This is a genomic window from Clostridium fungisolvens, assembly GCF_014193895.1.
GTDB classification, from domain to species: domain Bacteria; phylum Bacillota; class Clostridia; order Clostridiales; family Clostridiaceae; genus Clostridium_AR; species Clostridium_AR fungisolvens.
This window is the reverse complement of the sequence record NZ_BLZR01000001.1, coordinates 3,962,806-3,980,834: the sequence shown is the minus strand read 5'-3', so window position 1 is coordinate 3,980,834 and position 18,029 is coordinate 3,962,806. Positions and strand designations below refer to the sequence as shown.

The 18,029-nt window shown below is 30.0% G+C and carries 22 protein-coding genes; 8 read left to right on the top strand and 14 right to left on the bottom strand.

What is annotated here, in order from left to right; all coding sequences use genetic code 11:
• Positions 1-547: 547 nt before the first annotated feature.
• Positions 548-1,318 carry a sporulation peptidase YabG gene (yabG, locus tag bsdtw1_RS17565; RefSeq protein ID WP_183278847.1) on the top strand — a complete coding sequence of 257 codons (771 nt, stop codon included), beginning with the start codon at positions 548-550 and terminating at the stop codon, positions 1,316-1,318.
• Here yabG and bsdtw1_RS17560 read toward each other — a convergent pair.
• The 9 genes from bsdtw1_RS17560 to bsdtw1_RS17520 form a co-directional block, all read right to left on the bottom strand.
• Entirely contained in the window at positions 1,267-2,913 is a 1,647-nt protein-coding gene (locus bsdtw1_RS17560; protein ID WP_371874709.1) for a recombinase family protein, read from the bottom strand. The genes yabG and bsdtw1_RS17560 overlap by 52 nt on opposite strands.
• Before the next feature lie 102 nt (positions 2,914-3,015).
• Positions 3,016-3,669 (bottom strand): HEAT repeat domain-containing protein, encoded by a 654-nt coding sequence (locus bsdtw1_RS17555; RefSeq protein WP_183278845.1) that lies wholly within the window; start codon positions 3,667-3,669, stop codon positions 3,016-3,018.
• 22 nt (positions 3,670-3,691) lie between these two features.
• Positions 3,692-4,078 (bottom strand): DUF5071 domain-containing protein, encoded by a 387-nt coding sequence (locus tag bsdtw1_RS17550; RefSeq protein ID WP_183278844.1) that lies wholly within the window; start codon positions 4,076-4,078, stop codon positions 3,692-3,694.
• Positions 4,079-4,220: 142 nt separating this feature from the next.
• Positions 4,221-4,532 (bottom strand): hypothetical protein, encoded by a 312-nt coding sequence (locus tag bsdtw1_RS17545; protein WP_183278843.1) that lies wholly within the window; start codon positions 4,530-4,532, stop codon positions 4,221-4,223.
• 99 nt (positions 4,533-4,631) lie between these two features.
• Positions 4,632-5,414, bottom strand: coding sequence for a hypothetical protein (locus tag bsdtw1_RS17540; RefSeq protein WP_183278842.1), 783 nt, complete (start codon positions 5,412-5,414; stop codon positions 4,632-4,634).
• Between the two features lie 700 nt (positions 5,415-6,114).
• On the bottom strand, positions 6,115-7,557 hold the full coding sequence (locus bsdtw1_RS17535; RefSeq protein WP_183278841.1) for an SEFIR domain-containing protein: 1,443 nt from the start codon (positions 7,555-7,557) through the stop codon (positions 6,115-6,117).
• Positions 7,558-8,000: 443 nt separating this feature from the next.
• Complete coding sequence (locus bsdtw1_RS17530) at positions 8,001-8,747, bottom strand: hypothetical protein (RefSeq protein ID WP_183278840.1); 747 nt, start codon at positions 8,745-8,747, stop codon at positions 8,001-8,003.
• A gap of 134 nt (positions 8,748-8,881) precedes the next feature.
• Positions 8,882-9,319 carry an ImmA/IrrE family metallo-endopeptidase gene (locus tag bsdtw1_RS17525; RefSeq protein WP_205245288.1) on the bottom strand — a complete coding sequence of 146 codons (438 nt, stop codon included), beginning with the start codon at positions 9,317-9,319 and terminating at the stop codon, positions 8,882-8,884.
• 143 nt (positions 9,320-9,462) lie between these two features.
• Positions 9,463-9,927 (bottom strand): helix-turn-helix domain-containing protein, encoded by a 465-nt coding sequence (locus bsdtw1_RS17520; protein ID WP_183278838.1) that lies wholly within the window; start codon positions 9,925-9,927, stop codon positions 9,463-9,465.
• 163 nt (positions 9,928-10,090) lie between these two features.
• Here bsdtw1_RS17520 and bsdtw1_RS17515 point away from each other — a divergent pair, with 163 nt between their 5' ends.
• The 7 genes from bsdtw1_RS17515 to bsdtw1_RS17485 all read left to right on the top strand — a co-directional run bounded on the left by bsdtw1_RS17515 (position 10,091) and on the right by bsdtw1_RS17485 (position 15,232).
• A complete protein-coding gene (locus bsdtw1_RS17515) occupies positions 10,091-10,303 on the top strand; it encodes an XRE family transcriptional regulator (protein WP_183278837.1) in 213 nt (70 codons plus the stop codon).
• Positions 10,304-10,486: 183 nt separating this feature from the next.
• On the top strand, positions 10,487-10,648 hold the full coding sequence (locus tag bsdtw1_RS17510) for a hypothetical protein (RefSeq protein ID WP_183278836.1): 162 nt from the start codon (positions 10,487-10,489) through the stop codon (positions 10,646-10,648).
• A gap of 176 nt (positions 10,649-10,824) precedes the next feature.
• Positions 10,825-11,004, top strand: a complete 180-nt coding sequence (locus bsdtw1_RS17505) for a 4-alpha-glucanotransferase (protein ID WP_183278835.1) — start codon at positions 10,825-10,827, stop codon at positions 11,002-11,004.
• A gap of 90 nt (positions 11,005-11,094) precedes the next feature.
• On the top strand, positions 11,095-11,841 hold the full coding sequence (locus bsdtw1_RS17500) for an ORF6C domain-containing protein (RefSeq protein ID WP_183278834.1): 747 nt from the start codon (positions 11,095-11,097) through the stop codon (positions 11,839-11,841).
• 270 nt (positions 11,842-12,111) lie between these two features.
• Positions 12,112-13,230 carry a DnaD domain protein gene (locus bsdtw1_RS17495; protein WP_183278833.1) on the top strand — a complete coding sequence of 373 codons (1,119 nt, stop codon included), beginning with the start codon at positions 12,112-12,114 and terminating at the stop codon, positions 13,228-13,230.
• Positions 13,231-13,343: 113 nt separating this feature from the next.
• Positions 13,344-13,607 carry a hypothetical protein gene (locus tag bsdtw1_RS17490; protein WP_183278832.1) on the top strand — a complete coding sequence of 88 codons (264 nt, stop codon included), beginning with the start codon at positions 13,344-13,346 and terminating at the stop codon, positions 13,605-13,607.
• 461 nt (positions 13,608-14,068) lie between these two features.
• Positions 14,069-15,232 (top strand): hypothetical protein, encoded by a 1,164-nt coding sequence (locus tag bsdtw1_RS17485; protein WP_183278831.1) that lies wholly within the window; start codon positions 14,069-14,071, stop codon positions 15,230-15,232.
• Between the two features lie 577 nt (positions 15,233-15,809).
• Here bsdtw1_RS17485 and bsdtw1_RS17480 read toward each other — a convergent pair.
• The 5 genes from bsdtw1_RS17480 to bsdtw1_RS17460 form a co-directional block, all read right to left on the bottom strand.
• Entirely contained in the window at positions 15,810-15,956 is a 147-nt protein-coding gene (locus tag bsdtw1_RS17480; protein ID WP_183278830.1) for a hypothetical protein, read from the bottom strand.
• A 431-nt stretch (positions 15,957-16,387) separates the two neighbouring features.
• Positions 16,388-16,603 carry a DUF2922 domain-containing protein gene (locus tag bsdtw1_RS17475; RefSeq protein ID WP_183278829.1) on the bottom strand — a complete coding sequence of 72 codons (216 nt, stop codon included), beginning with the start codon at positions 16,601-16,603 and terminating at the stop codon, positions 16,388-16,390.
• Between the two features lie 44 nt (positions 16,604-16,647).
• Positions 16,648-16,872, bottom strand: a complete 225-nt coding sequence (locus bsdtw1_RS17470; protein WP_183278828.1) for a DUF1659 domain-containing protein — start codon at positions 16,870-16,872, stop codon at positions 16,648-16,650.
• Between the two features lie 148 nt (positions 16,873-17,020).
• Positions 17,021-17,209, bottom strand: coding sequence for a YvrJ family protein (locus tag bsdtw1_RS17465; RefSeq protein WP_160680298.1), 189 nt, complete (start codon positions 17,207-17,209; stop codon positions 17,021-17,023).
• A 48-nt stretch (positions 17,210-17,257) separates the two neighbouring features.
• Complete coding sequence (locus bsdtw1_RS17460; protein WP_183278827.1) at positions 17,258-17,758, bottom strand: hypothetical protein; 501 nt, start codon at positions 17,756-17,758, stop codon at positions 17,258-17,260.
• Positions 17,759-18,029: the final 271 nt, after the last annotated feature.

Sequence of the window (18,029 nt, the reverse complement as noted above, 5' to 3'; positions counted from 1 at the left end):
AAGAATTAATATGATTTTCTCAGATTTCATAGCTAAAACTGTAAACTCACTACGTTCGAACAGTACAGTTTTACTTTTTAAAATTCTATGAATTCTATAAATATTTTATATTTTAAATTTAATAAAATAAAAATGCTATATGATTAAAAAGTAAAAATATATCGCCTGCCAGAATTTCTTCACATACGTTCAGAAAAGGCAGATGCGCAAAAAAATCACTAATGAAGAGCAATTAGCGATTTTTTGAAGCCATTCCATCTTCGAAAATCATTTAATTCTAATAGCTTGTTCATATAGTATCTCCATAGCACCTCCTTAATTTCAATAGTATTAATAAACATAACAGTTGTTAATAATTGGAATTCAGACACATCCGATGCTTTAATGAGCTTCGCAGAGAATTAATATGATTTATTTCGATGAGATAACTAAAACTGTATAACTAACTTTGATTATAGAAACTAGAAGAAAATTTATTACAAGCTTTAACAAAAGGGGCTTTGTTACATAGTATATAATGTGAAATCATAGCTACGAGGAGAAGTTTATGAAAGTCGGTGACTTAGTTGTAAGAAAGTCATATAGTAAGGATATAACCTTTAAGATTATAGATATAAGAGAAGATGATGATGGAGTTTATTATGTTTTAAAAGGTATTAATATAAGAATAATAGCAGATGCAAAAATAGATGATCTAGAAGAGGTTGATGAGCAATTTATAGCAGAGAAGGATAAAATCTTTAATGCTAGAGTAAATGAAACTATTAAAAGAGTAATGGTATCAAGAGAGGTGGTTGGACATAAAAATATAACGAGAATAACCAAGTCTCCCAAGATCATACCGGAAAAAGAGTTAACCTTTGGGCGACCTGGTAGAATACTTCATGTTGATGGAGACCCACAATACTTAGATGCTTGTATGAAGGTTTATAAGCAACTTAATCTTAATGCTACGGGAAAAGCTATAGTAGAAAAGGACCAACCTACACAGATTGTTGATTTAGTGAAGGAAATTAAACCAGATATAGTAGTACTTACTGGACATGATGGATTAATTAAGAATGCGACAAATTACCTTGATCTTAATAATTACAGAAACTCAAAGTATTTTATTCAATCAGTTCAGAATCTAAGAAATTATAATTCCAGTTACGATGAACTAGTGATTTTTGCCGGAGCATGTCAGTCTTGTTATGAGGATATATTGGATGCTGGTGGATATAGAACTCAGGTGCAACATTTTCCTAGAATGTGGCAGCTTGGAGTTCATTTTTTTTTATCCTCCTCGCTACCAACAAAATCAACTACAAAATCTTGAGTTGTTCCATTCCAGGTTATCTTTTCTACTAGACCTTTCACAAGTTCTTTTACCTCATCATTAGAAAGGGTATCAATTAAAGAACATCTATCTAAGAGCATTTCTAAAAAAGAAAGGTTAACTTCTTCCTCATCAAATTCAGAGTTTAAGTTTTTTTGTTTTTCGAGTTCTGTATGTAAGCTGCTGATTTCTGTCTTTAAGGATTTTATCTTTGAAACTAGGATATCTTCAATATCATTATCCATAGAAAGTTTAGTTACTAGGTTATTCATTTGTTTTTTCTTTTCTTCAATTTGGTTTTCTAAAGCATAGATCTTACTTGGAGAATCACTTTGGGATCTAGTGGCTTTATTTTTGCTTTTAATTTTCTCTATCAATGATTTTTTGTTGATACCAAGTTCCTTTAAGGAATTCTTTACTACAGTATCAAGTTGATCTACTCGTACGTTTTTGTTATTACATCTAACACCTTTTGAATGATATTTTAAGGTGCATTTATAATAGTAAATATTAGTACCATTTTTATCAGTATGGCCTCGGGATATTCTCATAGAAGATCCACAAATAGCACATCTTATGATTCCTGTAAGAATAGCGTTGTGTGCCTTTGGAGATGTAATATACCTATCTTTATTCTGAAGCAGTATTTGCTGAGCTTGTAGCCAGTCAGAAGCTTCAATTATACCTTTATGAGAGCTTACTGCAGCTATCCAGTCACTTGTATCTCTATATACTCTTACTATCTTACCATTGTCATTAGATACACCTTTTTGTTTGTTATAGCTTAGTAGACCATGGACTCCATCTGGTTCACCGCAAGTAGTAATATCTAGACTTTCCAGATAGTCAAGGACTTCTTTCGTGGCTTTTACATACACAGTATTGGATAATATTATTCTAAGGTTGTTTTTAGAAAAGTTATTACCACGTTTAGTTTTGATATTGCTTTGAAGGAGATATGTCTCAACCTTATTTAAGGCCTTGAACTCCAAGTACTTATCAAAGATAAGCTTAACTGTTTTTAGCTCTTCAGGGACCTGTTTTAGCTTTACCATGGAGCGTTCATTCATGCTTTCATCAAAATACTTTACTTGATCAGCTTCATAGCCTAAAGGAGCTATACCACCAAGCCATCTTCCAGTTTTCGCAAGCTCAAGCATATTATCACGAACTCTTTCTGCTATGGTTTCTCTTTCAAGCTGAGCAAATACACTTGCAATATAAATCATGGCACGACCCATTGGTGAAGAAGTATCGAATTGTTCTCTGATGCTTACAAAATCAATATCATACTTTTGTAAGGTTTCTAGGGTAGTAGAGAAGTCGGCTACATTTCTTGATATACGGTCTAATCTATAACAGATTAGAACTTCAAACTTCTTAGCTCTTGCATCTTCTAATAACCTTCGAAACTCAGGTCTATTTGTATTTCCACCAGAGAAACCTTCATCCTCATATATGAGAAATTCATCAATTTTCTTATGACTTAAATGCATTGAGGCATAGTCCTTACACATCTGCACCTGATTCTCGATACTTTCGCCTTTTCCAGTAAATTTTGATTTTCTACTGTAAATTGCTGCTTTCAAAGTCATCACCTCACTATATTGTATTAAAAGATTAATTGGTAAATGATTAGATTACCAATTAGTATAGTGTAACCATGATGGGGGAGTGGTATTAATAAAAAATCATATTTATTGATCTACCTCATCCTTTATTTCGGCTATTTCAAGCTGGATATATTTAAATTTATCATCTTTTAGAATATTAATAGCATCTCTAAGATACTGTGATGATACTTCCCTTAATATTTTAATAGCAACCATTCTTAGGTAATCATCTTCATCTCTTAGCTTTGATATTGCTACTTTTTCGGCTTTTTCTGGTGAAATTCTAGCTAGTGAAAGTAGAGCTCTTCTTTGAACATATTTATTACTATCATTAATAAACAATAAAAGATATTTTATAAAGCTGTCATTAGTTCTTCTTCCAATTAATTCTGCTATCTGCCAACGTGCGTTAAATAAAGGAAAATGTAGACTACATTCAGCCAAATATTGAAGCTCAGTATCAGCCAATTCAGCTTCGCATAAATCTAGTGTAACTTCATCCTCATTGTCGATAGCAATAGATTCTAGTATTAATGCAGTAAGTTCTTTAGATCTTTGTCCATTCTTCAAATGTATTATTGCTTCAAATACTAGATCTTGTAGTAGACTCCAATTCGGATAATCAAGCTCATCTGAGTGAAGAATTTCACCATTGTTTTCATATTCTTCAATGGTTAATCCTGACCATTGCCAAAAGCTATTTAGTTCCGTTCTTAATCTTTCAACTAGGGATTTCATATCTTTTCACTTCTCTTTACTTTTAATATATTTTTTCAATATATTTGATGGCTATTTTATCGTAGCCTTCTGCAGATTCAAAAAATGAGGGATTATTTGTAACTCTTTCTAGTTCATCTTTTAATAAATGTAGTTGTTTGTTAGATAGTAGTGGAAGCATAAAGTAATAAATAGAGTATTCTCTTAAACCATTTGGATTTTGGATTAAATCTATTACATAGGGTATTATCATTTCATCAAATCCAGCCAATATTTTGACTAATTCAGGAGCAATAGGCCAGTTAATGTCTTCTATCCACTGAAAAATTTGAGGCAGGATATCTTGAATGTTCTCAGGATCAGTAAGTCTAATTCTCTCAACTGTTTCAAAATCGTACTTACTTTTAGGTATATATAAATCTTTATCCATGGAAACCTCCTAATAGCCTTTTTGTGTTCATTTGCTAGAATACCCAACATTATTTATGAAGGATTTCAATGAAACATATGAATTTAACAACTAAATTTATTTCATTCTTTTTATTAATAAGACAAATTGGAATTTGTGATAGTTAGCCCTCCCTGTACTGTTTTACAATTTCGCTAAGATTCTCAATTAAATATTCGTAAGCACGCATTTGAATTATATCTTCATCTGAAGGGATGTTGTAGAAATTATTTTCGTAAAGTTCTTTCTTCTTAAGATCTATATTGTTCTTAGTGTTAAACAATATATTATCAAGAGTGGTTTCGACTAGTTCGGGATATGAATCGATTTTCCCTTGCTTATATGCTTCTTGAAGTTTTTCCTCTAAAACATCTTGCGTTATTTCTCCCCATTGACTAAGTAGCCAGCTAGAAATTTCCTTTATTTTGTTCGTCATTGTACTACCTCCTAATATAATTTTCAATCCCTTGATTACTAAATTCTTACTTGTCGTTATTCCAATCAGCCTAATAATTTATTATTTATCGACCTTTAATTACGAATATAATCCCATCTTTGTTGTCATATTAGATGGACCTGAATTATATATGTCATGTAAATGATCTATATTTGAGGCTAAGTAAAGTTTCCCACTAATGGCTGCAAATTTACTCCAATAAGCACCAGAACTTGATTTCTCTAAATATTCTTTTTGCTTTAATGTATCTGTTTCAGATAAGGCAATTCGTAATGTATTTAATGTATCTTCAAAATGCGATTTTATAATTTTACTAAAATCATAAGAAGTAATATTATCGCTAAAAGCTAAAATGTGTGCAAACCCTTCATCAAAAGTAATATATTTTAATTTATTTATATATCCATTCTCAGTAAATGGATAAGTTTTATGAATGCAAATATGTGTAAACTCATGTGTAATCATACCTCTAATTAAAGATATAATATCATTACTATCTTTTTCGTAACTTATAAATCTTATTAAATCGAAAATAACATATTCTACACCATCATATTCACGAACCATAGCATCATAAGGTGGTGGACATCCTACGGCGAGTATAATATTTATATCTTCAATTAATTCTATCCAATTGGGAAATAATTTTGAAAATATAGAGGCATTATAAGGTGTAAATTTACTTAAGCTAATATATATTTTTTCATATATCTCATTCACTTTATCTTTATATTCTTTATTTGGGTTAGGTTTATCAAATGTATATTCTCCATTATCTAGGATATTGTAAAAAAGCCAATGGTTTACATAGTCATCTTCATCTGCTAAATAATTCTTAATCATTGAATCATTAATATTCATTTTTATCACCACACAATATAAATTTCTAACTATATTACAAACATTCTTTATCTCTAAATTAAACTAGTTTTATAGTATATATACAATTAATGAGGTTGTACCTGTTACATTTGCTGATATTGTAGATCTTATATATTAATTACCTCATTTTAAATACTATTTTTTCTATAATGTGCATATTATCAATAAGTTTTTTTATTTTTAATACGTTGATTGAACCTATAGAATATTAAAAGTAGTGGAGTTATAATAATAAAAATTGTAGCAAGTATAACCAGTATTTTTGCCAATAGCTTAAGTGTTGTTTGTGATAGTGCAGAATACAAGCAAGCTACTGAAAGAGCAAATAATAAAAATTCCATAAGGTTTGTCTTTTTGCGAATCATCTTATATATATTAATCCACCTCATTTAATCTTGAACATTATAGGTTTTAATTAGAGAATATATTTCTTCTTAGAAAATCTTCACCTTCATTTAAACTTACAGAAACTATAGATATACGCTCCATAATAGCAGCCTAAATCAATATTAATAGGGGATTATTACTTAGTACCTTTTTACTTATGCTTTTTAGCAAAGTTATTTTGTTTGATCTGACAAATTGAAATTTATCTGCAATGTATTATAAACATAATGTGAAGTTGGAGTGCCTCAATGGTTCACAGTTTATTTAACTATAAAAGTACAAGTAAAGCTGATTATTTTAGAGTTCCTAAATCTGTTGACTTTATATAATAGTACAGAATAGGAGCACTTTCAAAAGCATTGCCATATCGGTATTCTAGGAGTTTGCCTGTCTTGTTTTTCTCTTCTATCTCAGCAATTTTTGTACTTAATGCTTGTACTTCGTTGTAACCAAATATTTGAGAGGCCTTAGATAAGTACTCCAACGATTTTAGTTTAATCGCAAAAGTACGCATCATAGCATTTTCATGGCCCCCGTAAACATAGGTTATCGGAAACCAATACCAATCATGGTGATAATCTTTCCCCAAAACTGCATAGTTGAAGCATAGCAAATCTGCAAAAACAAATTCATTTTTAGAACAAGCTTCTGTGTCAATGTTTTCTATCCAAAACTGAGCAGTTCCAGAATAATAATTTTTGTTATCACGCTTACTCACCGCATTATTCATATTCTGGTTGTTAAAATAGAAAATATTAAAGTTATTGGCATGATTTCCAGAGTAATCATCAGTGAAATATGTTTTTCCGAGTGTATAAGCCAATCCATCGTAGTTCTGATTCTTATAGTAAATAGCAATCGAATATATAAAAAGTTCGTGTAAAAGAGTTAACTTAATTTCATTTAATAACCCGTTCTCACGGTTTACAATATTCCTAGTTTCCTCAAGCATATTACAAACATAATGTTCGCCATTCTTAATATATGAAACATATTTCATCAATTGTAGAAACTCATCGCGTATAGTTCTTGTATTTGCATATGCTGATATATATTTATCAAAATCGACTCCGCTTAAGCTTTCGTCTCTCATAAATCTAATTATCTTTTCTTTTATCTGAGAAAGAAATGAAATGAACTGCTCAATTTGGGCTCGATCTGGCAAATTTGTCTTTAACACACTGTAAGTGCTTCTAGTTTTTGTGCTTACTACCGGTGTTGCATCTATCCATGAAGGTCTTTTCCCCAATTCAGGCTTTTGATAAATCTCAATACCATATAACCTCTTTACAAGCCTTTGATACTCATCATCATATTGCTCGCTAATTGATAGATCAAAGTGAAGTAAACCTTTGAGATAAGCTGGCTTGTGTACCTCACCATTTGCTCCACGCTCAAATAAAACTGGAATGAATTTTTCTTGTTTTACTTTGTTGTAGATTTCTGGAGAAATAATCTGTGTTTCTGTTCCCACGCCACCACTGCGCGAATTAGCTTTCATTTCATACTGCGCATCAAGAAGTAATAGGACATTAGTAATGCTTACATCTGCAACACTTTGTTCCATAAAAGCATAGGTATCATTGCCCTCCTTTAGTGACCACTTATCAAGTTGTACATCAATCCCATCGCTTACCAAATCCGTGGCAAACGACAAAACTTTCGCTTGGTATTCATCTGAACTCCAAGCATAAGAAATAAATACTTTTGGCTGTTCAATAGTTGGCTTACTCAAAATGTTGCCTCCTTTGTAAAAATTATTATATATTTTTCCATTGCTAGAATAGTAACTTAACCTAATGTTAAATTACTATTTATCTAAAATATTTAGCTTCTTGCATAAGAGTATTTCGCAAACACTATTATCTGTAATATAGTTATTCACGCACAAAAATATCCTTAGCCAATCATTATTGTTGGGACAGTATCTTCGTTCCTTGTCCTATTCATAAATAACTCTTTTTCATCTTTAACTTCCTTTCTGTAATTACCACTTATACATTTATTAATCTCAAACACCTTATAAGTATTACATTAATAAACTCAAAAAAAGTTTATTGAGTTAAATGTAATTCTACATCAATTTTACAAATTGGAATTTGTAAATCTCATGGTATGCTAAAATACTCTAGGGGCAATTAGAAGCTTGTCTAATAAATAAACTGAATCGTACACTACCTATTGATATCTATCATCATCAATATCTTCAAATAGATACCATTGATCCTCTTTAGGGATTAGTTTTTTCATTTGTTCCTCTCTGTGTTTCCAATATTTAATTGCTAGTTCACAGTATTTTTTTCTCGTATCCATTTTATTTTCTATGGTATCTTTTCCGTTTTGAATTAAAGATTCTACCAGATTTTCATCAATTAAATACATTTTCTTGCAGTAATCTTTAGCATCAATAAATATATTCAAAAAAGCTTCTAGAATTTTTTTATACTTGATTTTGTTTTCTTCTTTTATATTTCCAAACCACATTAGCAATTCTATGTCTTTGGTATTATAATACTTATCAACATAGTAAATAAATTTATCAAATCTATCTCTACGAGATCCTTTTTTGTTATTCATTCCCCCCAACACTGGCATTAGCGAGAAATTTGGGAACATATGCATTTTTTTATATGCATCTTTTATATTTTCTTTGCAAAAAATTGTTTTCATTCCAAAGTCAGCATCTCCTGAAAGTGGAAAATAATTCTCGTTTCTTTTACATTCAGTTAAAAAATTACTGATTTTTGAACTACTATTTATTTCAACATTTTTTTTCAAATTAATCTGATATCCAATTCTATTTGCTTTCAAGCTTTCATCTAAATTATAAAAATCATATAATTCACAAATAGGCCATCTTTCTTTACTGCCGTATATATGTTTATATAAATTCAACCATGTAATTTTTTTTCTGTCGGCATCCATAACTGTATCTCCTCGATAAATTACTATTTATCTGTATAAATACATATAATCTTTAGCCATCACAAAATACCATAGAGTATATTGGAATGTTCCAAATAACTCTAAGAGAATTAGGTGATAACATCATATTAATGTTATGAATTCACTTGTAATCTCAATTCTAACAGCTCCCTAGGAACCCGTAACTTACATGAGATTTCATCAATTGTTTGTCCGTAAAATATATCTTTATCAACTTCAGGGATTAATAGTAGGGCAGAAAAGATATTTGCTTCTCTTTCGTATTTGCTTAGATTTGTATATGTGTAGTTTTTTAAGAAGGTACAGTTTAATTTTTTATGTAGGATAGCATGTCCTAGTTCGTGACCACAGATAGCCTTCTTTTCTTCTTCTGATAGATTTGAGTTTATATATATGAATTTATTTCTTTGAACATACTGATATAGACCATTTATTTCAGCATGTAGATCCATGACTATGCAATGTATATTTTCTAAATCGCATAATTCAAATGGATCTCTAGTTTTATTCTTTTTTACTAATTTATTTATCTCTCTCTCAATAAAGTGCAAAGCTTTTATTCCCCCTAATACCATATCTATCTATGTAATAAGAATATCTATATATTTAAGCTTCACCATTTGTTAACTGAAAAAGTAAGTTATGAACAAATTGCTCATTATTTTATTAAAATAATGTGGACAATTTGCTCAAGTTACTCTTTATATTTATTTGGAGTATATTTTTTATTAATAATCTTTGCTTGCCTTATGCCGAAGGCTAGGGCTTCTACTATGCTGTCTATTGCTTCAGGAGATACTGGATCACCAGATAGCATTAGGCCACCAGTATTATTTAATAAATCTTCTCTTAAGCTTTGTATCTTTTTCTCTATTTCCATTTCATCTTTTGGGGATAGTACGTTTTTAGAATTATCTTCACTTGAAGTATTTAATACAATATGACCAGCAGCTTTCATAAGATCTTCATAAGTAACGCCATTATGTGCATGGCTTGCAATCTTTCTAAGAGTCTCTGGTTTAGGTGCTTGGGCATTCTTGTTGTTTACAATTCTAGATAGATTACCTGGATCAATGCCACAGTTTTTTGCAAATTGGTTTAATGAACGGTCTCCTTGAGCCTGCTTTATTAATTCGATTAGCAAATCTGAATTAAACATTTTATTTCACTCCTTACTATTCATACATATATTGTAATGTGGTTTATTGCATGTATGCAATAGGCGAAAAGAAAATTATTTAAAATGTATTGCATAATTGCAATGAATAGAGATATAATAATTGCATAAAAGCAATGATATTTTGTGTAGAGGAGGTGTGGTTATGAATATTAATGTAAATACTTTTCAAAAACTGATTGAAGATAACTTCTATGGAAGCTACAATAAATGCGCTAAAGCATTGAATGTTGCCCCAAGTACAATATGTAGAGTAGTTAATGGCAATAACAATGCTGGTGTTAAACTACTTAGCAGTCTTATGCAATATTGCAATGATAATAATCTAAGATATGAGGATTATATTTTTTTACAGTAAGCATTGCAATAAAGCAATAAAAATAAAACTATCTATAGTATGGGCATTTTTATGAGAAAAAATCACTATAATTTAATGAAGAGTTGTAAGAGTTTAGGTTCATATATATTAGGTGTGTTAACAGAATAAAGAAGCTTTTCATAAGATAGATTAATAGTGTTCTGAAGGGATGGTAGGGGGAGAGTGGATATTAATGTCACTATAAACTATCCAAAAGATCTTGATGCACTTACAGATAAGGCCATTGATATTATGTCAGATATTCTTATAAAGAAACTGAACATAAAGGAAGTTGAAAAGCTTATAGATATATTGAAGGATGATTCGCTTAAGATAAGCTTATGAAAAGTAAGAACATAGAGTATGAACCTAAGAGAAGTGAAAGGCTTAAAAAGCCTTTTATAAAAGCATTGATGGAAAAAGCATATACTTCCACATTGTATGATATGCAGTGATTAGAAAATAAATGACAGTATTATAACATCTAATTCGAAATTTATTTAAAAGAAAGGAAGAGTTATATGGGAAGAAAATCTAGAGAGTATGAATTTAACATAACAGTGAATCCACCAACTGAAGAAAATAGAGAAGCCTATGACCTAAGAGTTGGTAAAGCTGCAGCAAAGATATTAACAGAAATACTGACAATAGATCAAATTGATGAATTTATAGAAGCATACAAGAGAGAACATAAGAGATAAAAAACTGTTTATAAAAAGTATTTTACTTAATGAGGTATATCCTTAAAAACATGATATGGGTTAATAAGAAAATATGATAGGAGGAAAGCAATGAATTTAAAGGTTATTGAGAATAAAGGAATAAGAGTACTAACAACCCAGCAGTTAGCTGATAGCTATGAAACTAGTGTAAAAAGAATATCAGAAAATTATAGCTTCAATAGAGATAGGTATATTGAAGGAAAGCATTATTATTATCTTCAAGGAGAGGACTTAAAGGAGTTTTTGCAATACGGAAATTACGGAACGCAAAATTCAAGTAAAGTAAGAAGTCTTTATCTATGGACAGAAAAAGGAGCATTGCTTCATGCAAAGAGTTTAAATACAGATAGAGCCTGGGAAGTATATGACTATCTAATAGATAATTATTTCAAAACTAATAAAGAGATAAAGATTAGTAAGAATGATGAATTTAAAGCCATATCATTAATACATTCAGAAGTTGGTGAGCTTATAGCAGCTACTCTTAAGATTAAAGATAGAGTTGAGAACTTAGAGCAGAATATGACTATAGATTATGGACAGCAGCTTGTTATTCAGGAGATAGCTAAGTATGTTGCTATAAAAGCTTTAGGTGGGAAAGATAGTACTGCATATAAAGATAAGAGTGTAAGAAGCAGCGTATTTTCAGCAGTATGGAGAGACTACAAGGATTATTTCCAGATAAACTCCTATAGGAATACCCCTGCATTAGAGTTTGAAAGAGCTAAAGAATACTTAAGTCAGTGGAAAGCTCAAGGAAAGATTCTAAGAGATATAGAGATAGCAAATGGGCTTTTAGTAGAGGAAGAGCTATGAATAAAAGATAAAAATAAAAATACCCTCTGCAAAAGGGTACTTTAATAAGTTGAAACTATGATAAGAGCTCTGCAAAGCTCTTATCTTTAATATAACATATTGTGAAGTTTAGTAGAAGTTTAAAACTGTATATATGTGAGGTGCTTTATGAACATAAAAATACTCAAAGCGTATTTGAAAAACTGCAAGGTGATGAAGCTGACTCCAACATTTAAAGGACTAAATAATTTCAAATTATTTTATTAGTATAATTTAGAGAGGTGTATTGATATGGCATATAGATTAATTTATGAAGAATTTTGGACAGATCCAAGAACACTGGAGGAAATGTCACCTGAGGATAAGTATTTTTATCTATATCTTTTAACTAATCCTTCAACTACAAGTATAGGGATTTATGTAATAACCAAAAAGAAAATGGCTTTTGAGCTTGGATATAGTATTGAAACAATAGATAGCCTTATGGAACGTTTTATTAACCATCATAAGATAATAACCTATAATAAGGAGACAAGAGAGCTTGCCATTAAAAACTGGGGGAAGTACAACCTAGCAAGAGGAGGCAAGCCTGTAATGGACTGCTTGACTAAAGAGTTGAGGCAAGTTAAGGACAAGTCACTTATAGTGTATGTTGCCGAGAGTATATTAAATCAACCAATAAAAGAGCTTTATCTAAGTTTTTGCGATACGCTAATGAATCGTGGGAAAGTAAATAAAGGAGTCGCTACACGAAAGGACGGCAATACAGAGAAAGATACAGATACAGATACAGAACCATATACAAATACAGTTACAGATACAGAGAAAGAGAAATATACAGAAGCAGATAACGAAGCATTAAAGTATAACAATCAAAATCAATGTACACAATCAAGCCTAAAGCTTAATAAAAGTACATGTAATAACCAATCTACAGCAGCAGAGCAAAACAGCATTTCATCACAAAATCTATATTTATCTCAAACTAAGGATAATCAAACACAGTCAAATTCATATTTCCAAGGTAATACTCTTTCTATTGAATCACAGTCTGATCAATCTCTTATTCTCTTAAAGTACTTTGAGACAGCAACAGGGTTTGAGTATACTGTTAATTTAGGTGCGCTTAAAGTTGCTATAACTCAGCATACTGCTGAATATGTAAAGAAAGCTATGGATAAGGCTATAGAAGTAGGTAAGCCTACTATGAGTTATATAAATGGCATATTAAAGAATTGGGCTAAGGAAGGTTATCCAAAGGATGATGAAGCTAATAAGTCAACCAAGGCTAATAGCAATAAGGGGAATCTTAGGTTTAATGATTATGAGCAAAGAACATATGATTATGATGATTTGGAACAAAAACTGCTTTATGGAGTTGGTAAGGAAGGGGGAAGAGGGAATGACTAGGTTTGAGGAATATCAGCTCTTGTTTTATCAGAAGGAAGTGGAGAAGAAGCTACTTAGGTGAATTAGAAGTTAACTGAGAAATTAATCATCAAGAATTGAAAGGTGGAGAAAGAATGAAAGAGGATGTTGATAGAGAACTTCATGATTTAAGAAAAAGTCTAGTAGAAAAGGAAGAACACATTAAAAGGTTAGTTGGAGAGAATATCACTTTGGTTGCTGAGAATATGAAGCTTGCTTATGAGTCTAAGCAGCTAAGAAAGAGAGTAGAATTCTTAGAGCTTTACGGTAAGGGATATATGCTTAATGGGATGGTGGAGAGTAAGGAAGACTACATTGTGGTACTTATAAAGAAAGGGAAGTTTTCAGGAATAAATTAACATGTACTCTTTTGTTTATGTATAAAAGATTCAGTATCTTATGTAATAGTAGGATAGTTGGTGGAGTGGGAACCACTTTTACCACATTTAATAATGCTTGTAATTCTGCAAGGTGAACTGAATCACAAATAACGTAGACTTTTTGTATAGAAATATGCAAAAGGATAAAGATTGTACTGTTAAAACTTACGTTACTTTATTGTATGATTTAACGTAATATGGATAGTGCATCACTCTGTTTTTGTTGTATATGAATTTGGATTTTTTTGATATAAAAAAGTGACTCTCAAGCATTGATATTACAAAAACTTAAGTATTGTGTAAAAAAGGTGTCAGATACAAAATTATTAGTTAGCTTTGCAGTTGAAAATTGTTGCTTAAGCAATTTTAATGAAATATAATATAATTAAAATGGGATATATAGAAAAATTAAGAATAAGAGTGATTTTATGGAGGTACATATGGGAAAAGGCGAGAATTCAATTTTTATTGAACCATTTGACATAAAATATATTAAACGACCACACGATATATTGTTAAATAAAGCTCAAATAATTGAAAGTTTAATATTATATGACAAGATATACTTATCCTTATACGGAAGAGAAAAAACTATAAGTGAATTAATATCAATGTTAGGAGAAGATATATTTAAACAATGTATTAAGAATAAGATTATTGTATTTGTAAATAGTGATTTCAGTTTAGGAGTAAGAAATAAGGATAATCTAGGAATGCAAATTGGTACACCATTTATTGAAGCCACAAGAGATGATGAAGTTGAAGAAAAGATAGATATAATAGTTAAAAGAACGCTCCAAGAATGTTGGTCAACAAAAGGACAAAGTAAAAAAATAACAAGGCTAATACTTGATAATATGGAGAGTGTTAAATATAAAGATTTTGATAATAAAATGCTAAGGAACAATTTACTAAATGAATTGAGAGATAAGGAGTTATGTAAAAGAAATAATAATAGTGCATTATTAGATATACTAGGACAAAGTTTATTGGAAACTGCAGAGTATGATATTGGTTTAAAAGATGATAAATTGATTATAGAAACAAATTTAAAAGACGAGGATGATAAAAGAAGACTCTTTGGAATTTTATCAGGATATATGTTTAATATTTTATATGCTAATACTGCTATATTTACATCCAGTTTTGTAAACTCTAACACATTATGGACACGCAGTAGTACAACAGATATCATTGAATCTAGGTTTAGTAAAATTTATAAAAACTTAGATAATCAATCAAAAAACTTTGAATATCTATGTCAGATTGATAATGTTCCAGATATTAAAAAGTTAAGTAATGAAGGGAAAATTGATATTAAAGATGCTTTAAAAATAAGAGAAAAGTCTGGTAAACTTAGAGAATTTATTTTTAACTTAAAGTCAGATAATAAGGAAGAATTAGTGTATGAGTATTTAAATCTTATTGATACTCAAAAACCAAAATATGATAACATACCAATCAAAACTATAAGATTTATTCTGGGGTGCATATTCCCAGCTGCAGCCGCTGCTGATATGTTTATTTTACCTAAGTTTGAGAAAAGATTCACCAATAACGTAAGGGTTAAGGATTTATTTGATAAGGATATAAATAATATTTAACATAGTTAAATATATCGGTTTTAAAAATAAATGTGTAAGATGATAGTAGGTATTAGTTATGTTCTAATACCTTTACTAAAATTGGTTTGCAAATTTACGTGAAGTGTAAGAATATCCGTAATGATGGGGAGCCTCGTTTATTTACAATAAATCTTTAAATGAAGCTTATAAGTAATTAGAAAAACTTTTATAGTTTTAAAGGTAAAATAAAAAAATTGATAATATTAATTATATAGAAATAATATTAGGATGAAAAATTTGAAAGAGAAGTGGATGGAGCTAATGCAGATGTAGTAATCCTGACGGTACGAAATATTTATGAAAATACGGTTAATTTATTTGAATGGTATAAAATCAGAGGATATTTTATTGAAAAAGTATCCTCTGATTTTATTTTGTTTACAGATATGAATTAAGTTATAAAATAATTAAAACCGTAATTAGGAGTTAATATGTTAATAATTTGTAACTGAAACTGATTTATTCCAGTCTTGTCCGTCTTTAGTTTTCAAAATAGTTAAGGCAATCATTTTGTTATCATCCTCCATCAAATACGCAGATATGATAATTAATTGTGCTAATTCTTGTGCTTGTTGTTTTTTAATAAAATTGCTAAAGAATTATCAGTAGGACAAATGTGCTCGTAGGATACACTTACACGTACCTTTCCATTTTCGGCTTCTACTCTATTTTTCATATTGGTGTTAATAGTATTGGCTCCCATCTTTTTTGTCTCCTTATACTTGATATTTCAAAAAATCCTTAATATAAAATTTTATGATATATATTGATGTTAAGTAATAAAGATAAAAAGTCTACGTTATACCCGTTACGGTGAACCATAATATAAATAGTGGCAAAAAGTTGTTTTTATATTGAGCCTCAGCTGATAGCCGAAGCTTAGTAAATCTAAAATTTCTTTTTATGCTGCGTTCTTAATTTTTATATATTGGATTTAATTAGATTACTTCTACAAGCTTAAACAAGATAAACTGCCAGATTATTTAAAACATTTAGTTGATATTTGAAAATACTTTTCTATAAAGAAAGCCTTTGGTTTTAATAAGATACCTTTGTATATCGAAAAATATAATAACTTCACAAACAAATAAAAACGTACTGAATTTTTTCAGTACGCTTTTCATAGCTAGGCTACTACAGATCAAACTTAGTAGTCTGTCTTTGAGTCAGCTGAGCACCATACTTTGAAGCTAAAGAAATACCTTTGTTTTCAAATACATCCTTAGCTATGATGGTATCCATAAGGCTGTTTACTTCATCTTTAGTTATATCAGGCTTAACACCTGCTATGCTTAGGGATACCTTGTCCCCAGCAGTGTTAACAAAAGTTAAAGATAATGTATATTCCATGATTTTTCTCCTTTCACTTAATTAGATTTAGTAGTTAAGAATTACTAAGCATTTACTATCTTTGATGCTTCATTTAAGTAGTAGTCTCTAGTACCAGCACTTAAAACAGCTTTTATAGCATCAGCTACAGCATATACATTTTCAGGAGTTGCACTGTTCTTTACTCCAGAAAAAGTCTTCTTTCTGTAGATCTTTGCACCGGTCTTATCTGTGCCGCTTTCAACCTCGATTGCAAATGAAGTTGTGTCTAAAACTTTATTTACTGCCATAATGTTTTCCTCCCTTTAGAATTTAGTTTTGAAGCTTAAAGCTCTCTGTCTTTAGCTTTCAATTAGTATATATGCCTTAGTTAAAAAGTTTTGGGAAATTTATAGTTATTTTTTCTTTGGAGTGTTTAGATGCCTTTAATAATTGTGTTTAGGCACTTTTATTTTCATCTGAATAATCTACAACAACTCCAAGTTTAGTTGATATTATGGTATTGAGTTTATTGATTGATGCACTTAATCCAACTATCTGTTTTTCAAGTCTTATAAGAAGATATCCGCTTATAACAACTGGAAAACCGGTATTCGAGATCAAATTTACTAAATCATTAACCTCCATATTGAAATCACCTCCATTCATAAGATATATATGCCTGTGAATGAAAGATTAAAGAAAAGTTCCACCTTCTTTGAAAATATAATCATGATACTTTCTTATAGCAGTATCTATTATGGTACTTAGATAAGCATTTGGATCAGGATGAGTTGCCTTGATTTCATTTAGAAGTCTTGCTGTAGATACTCTAAATTTAAAAGTACGAGTTATTACAAAAGCTTCTCCATCAATAGGAGGGGTTACTCCATTCGGTTGGGACTTTAAGGTTCTGTTATCTATAATAGTGTTAGTATTATTTACATTATAAGAATTGGTCTTTGTTACGTTGGAATTAGTAATATTTAAATCAATTTTATTAGTACTGTTATCTTTATTGGTAGAATCAAGTTGGCTATTAGCTGGTGGAGCACTAGAAGCCTCTTCACAAAAATTAAAAGTAGCAACAGGTGTACCAACAACCGTATCTTCAATAAAACCATTCATCTCTACCTCTTCTTCATAAGCTAAATCATCTTTATCTATAGTAAAACTCTTTGATTTCTTTCTAGCCATTTATAAATCCTCCATTTTATATCTCGTGTACTAGCTTGTACAACGACTTATTTTATTTGTTTTATATAGATTCTTATATGCCTGAAGTATATAAATTTTAGAAAAATAAGTGACTGAAAATGAAGTTGAAACCTCTAAACCCGCATGTTTCCTATATATTTATATGATTTATTAAATATTTAATTTTATGTTTATATGAATTTTTAAATATATCTTTATATGAAGATATATTTTTTTGATTAAATAATTATTTAAATAAACCCTAAAAATC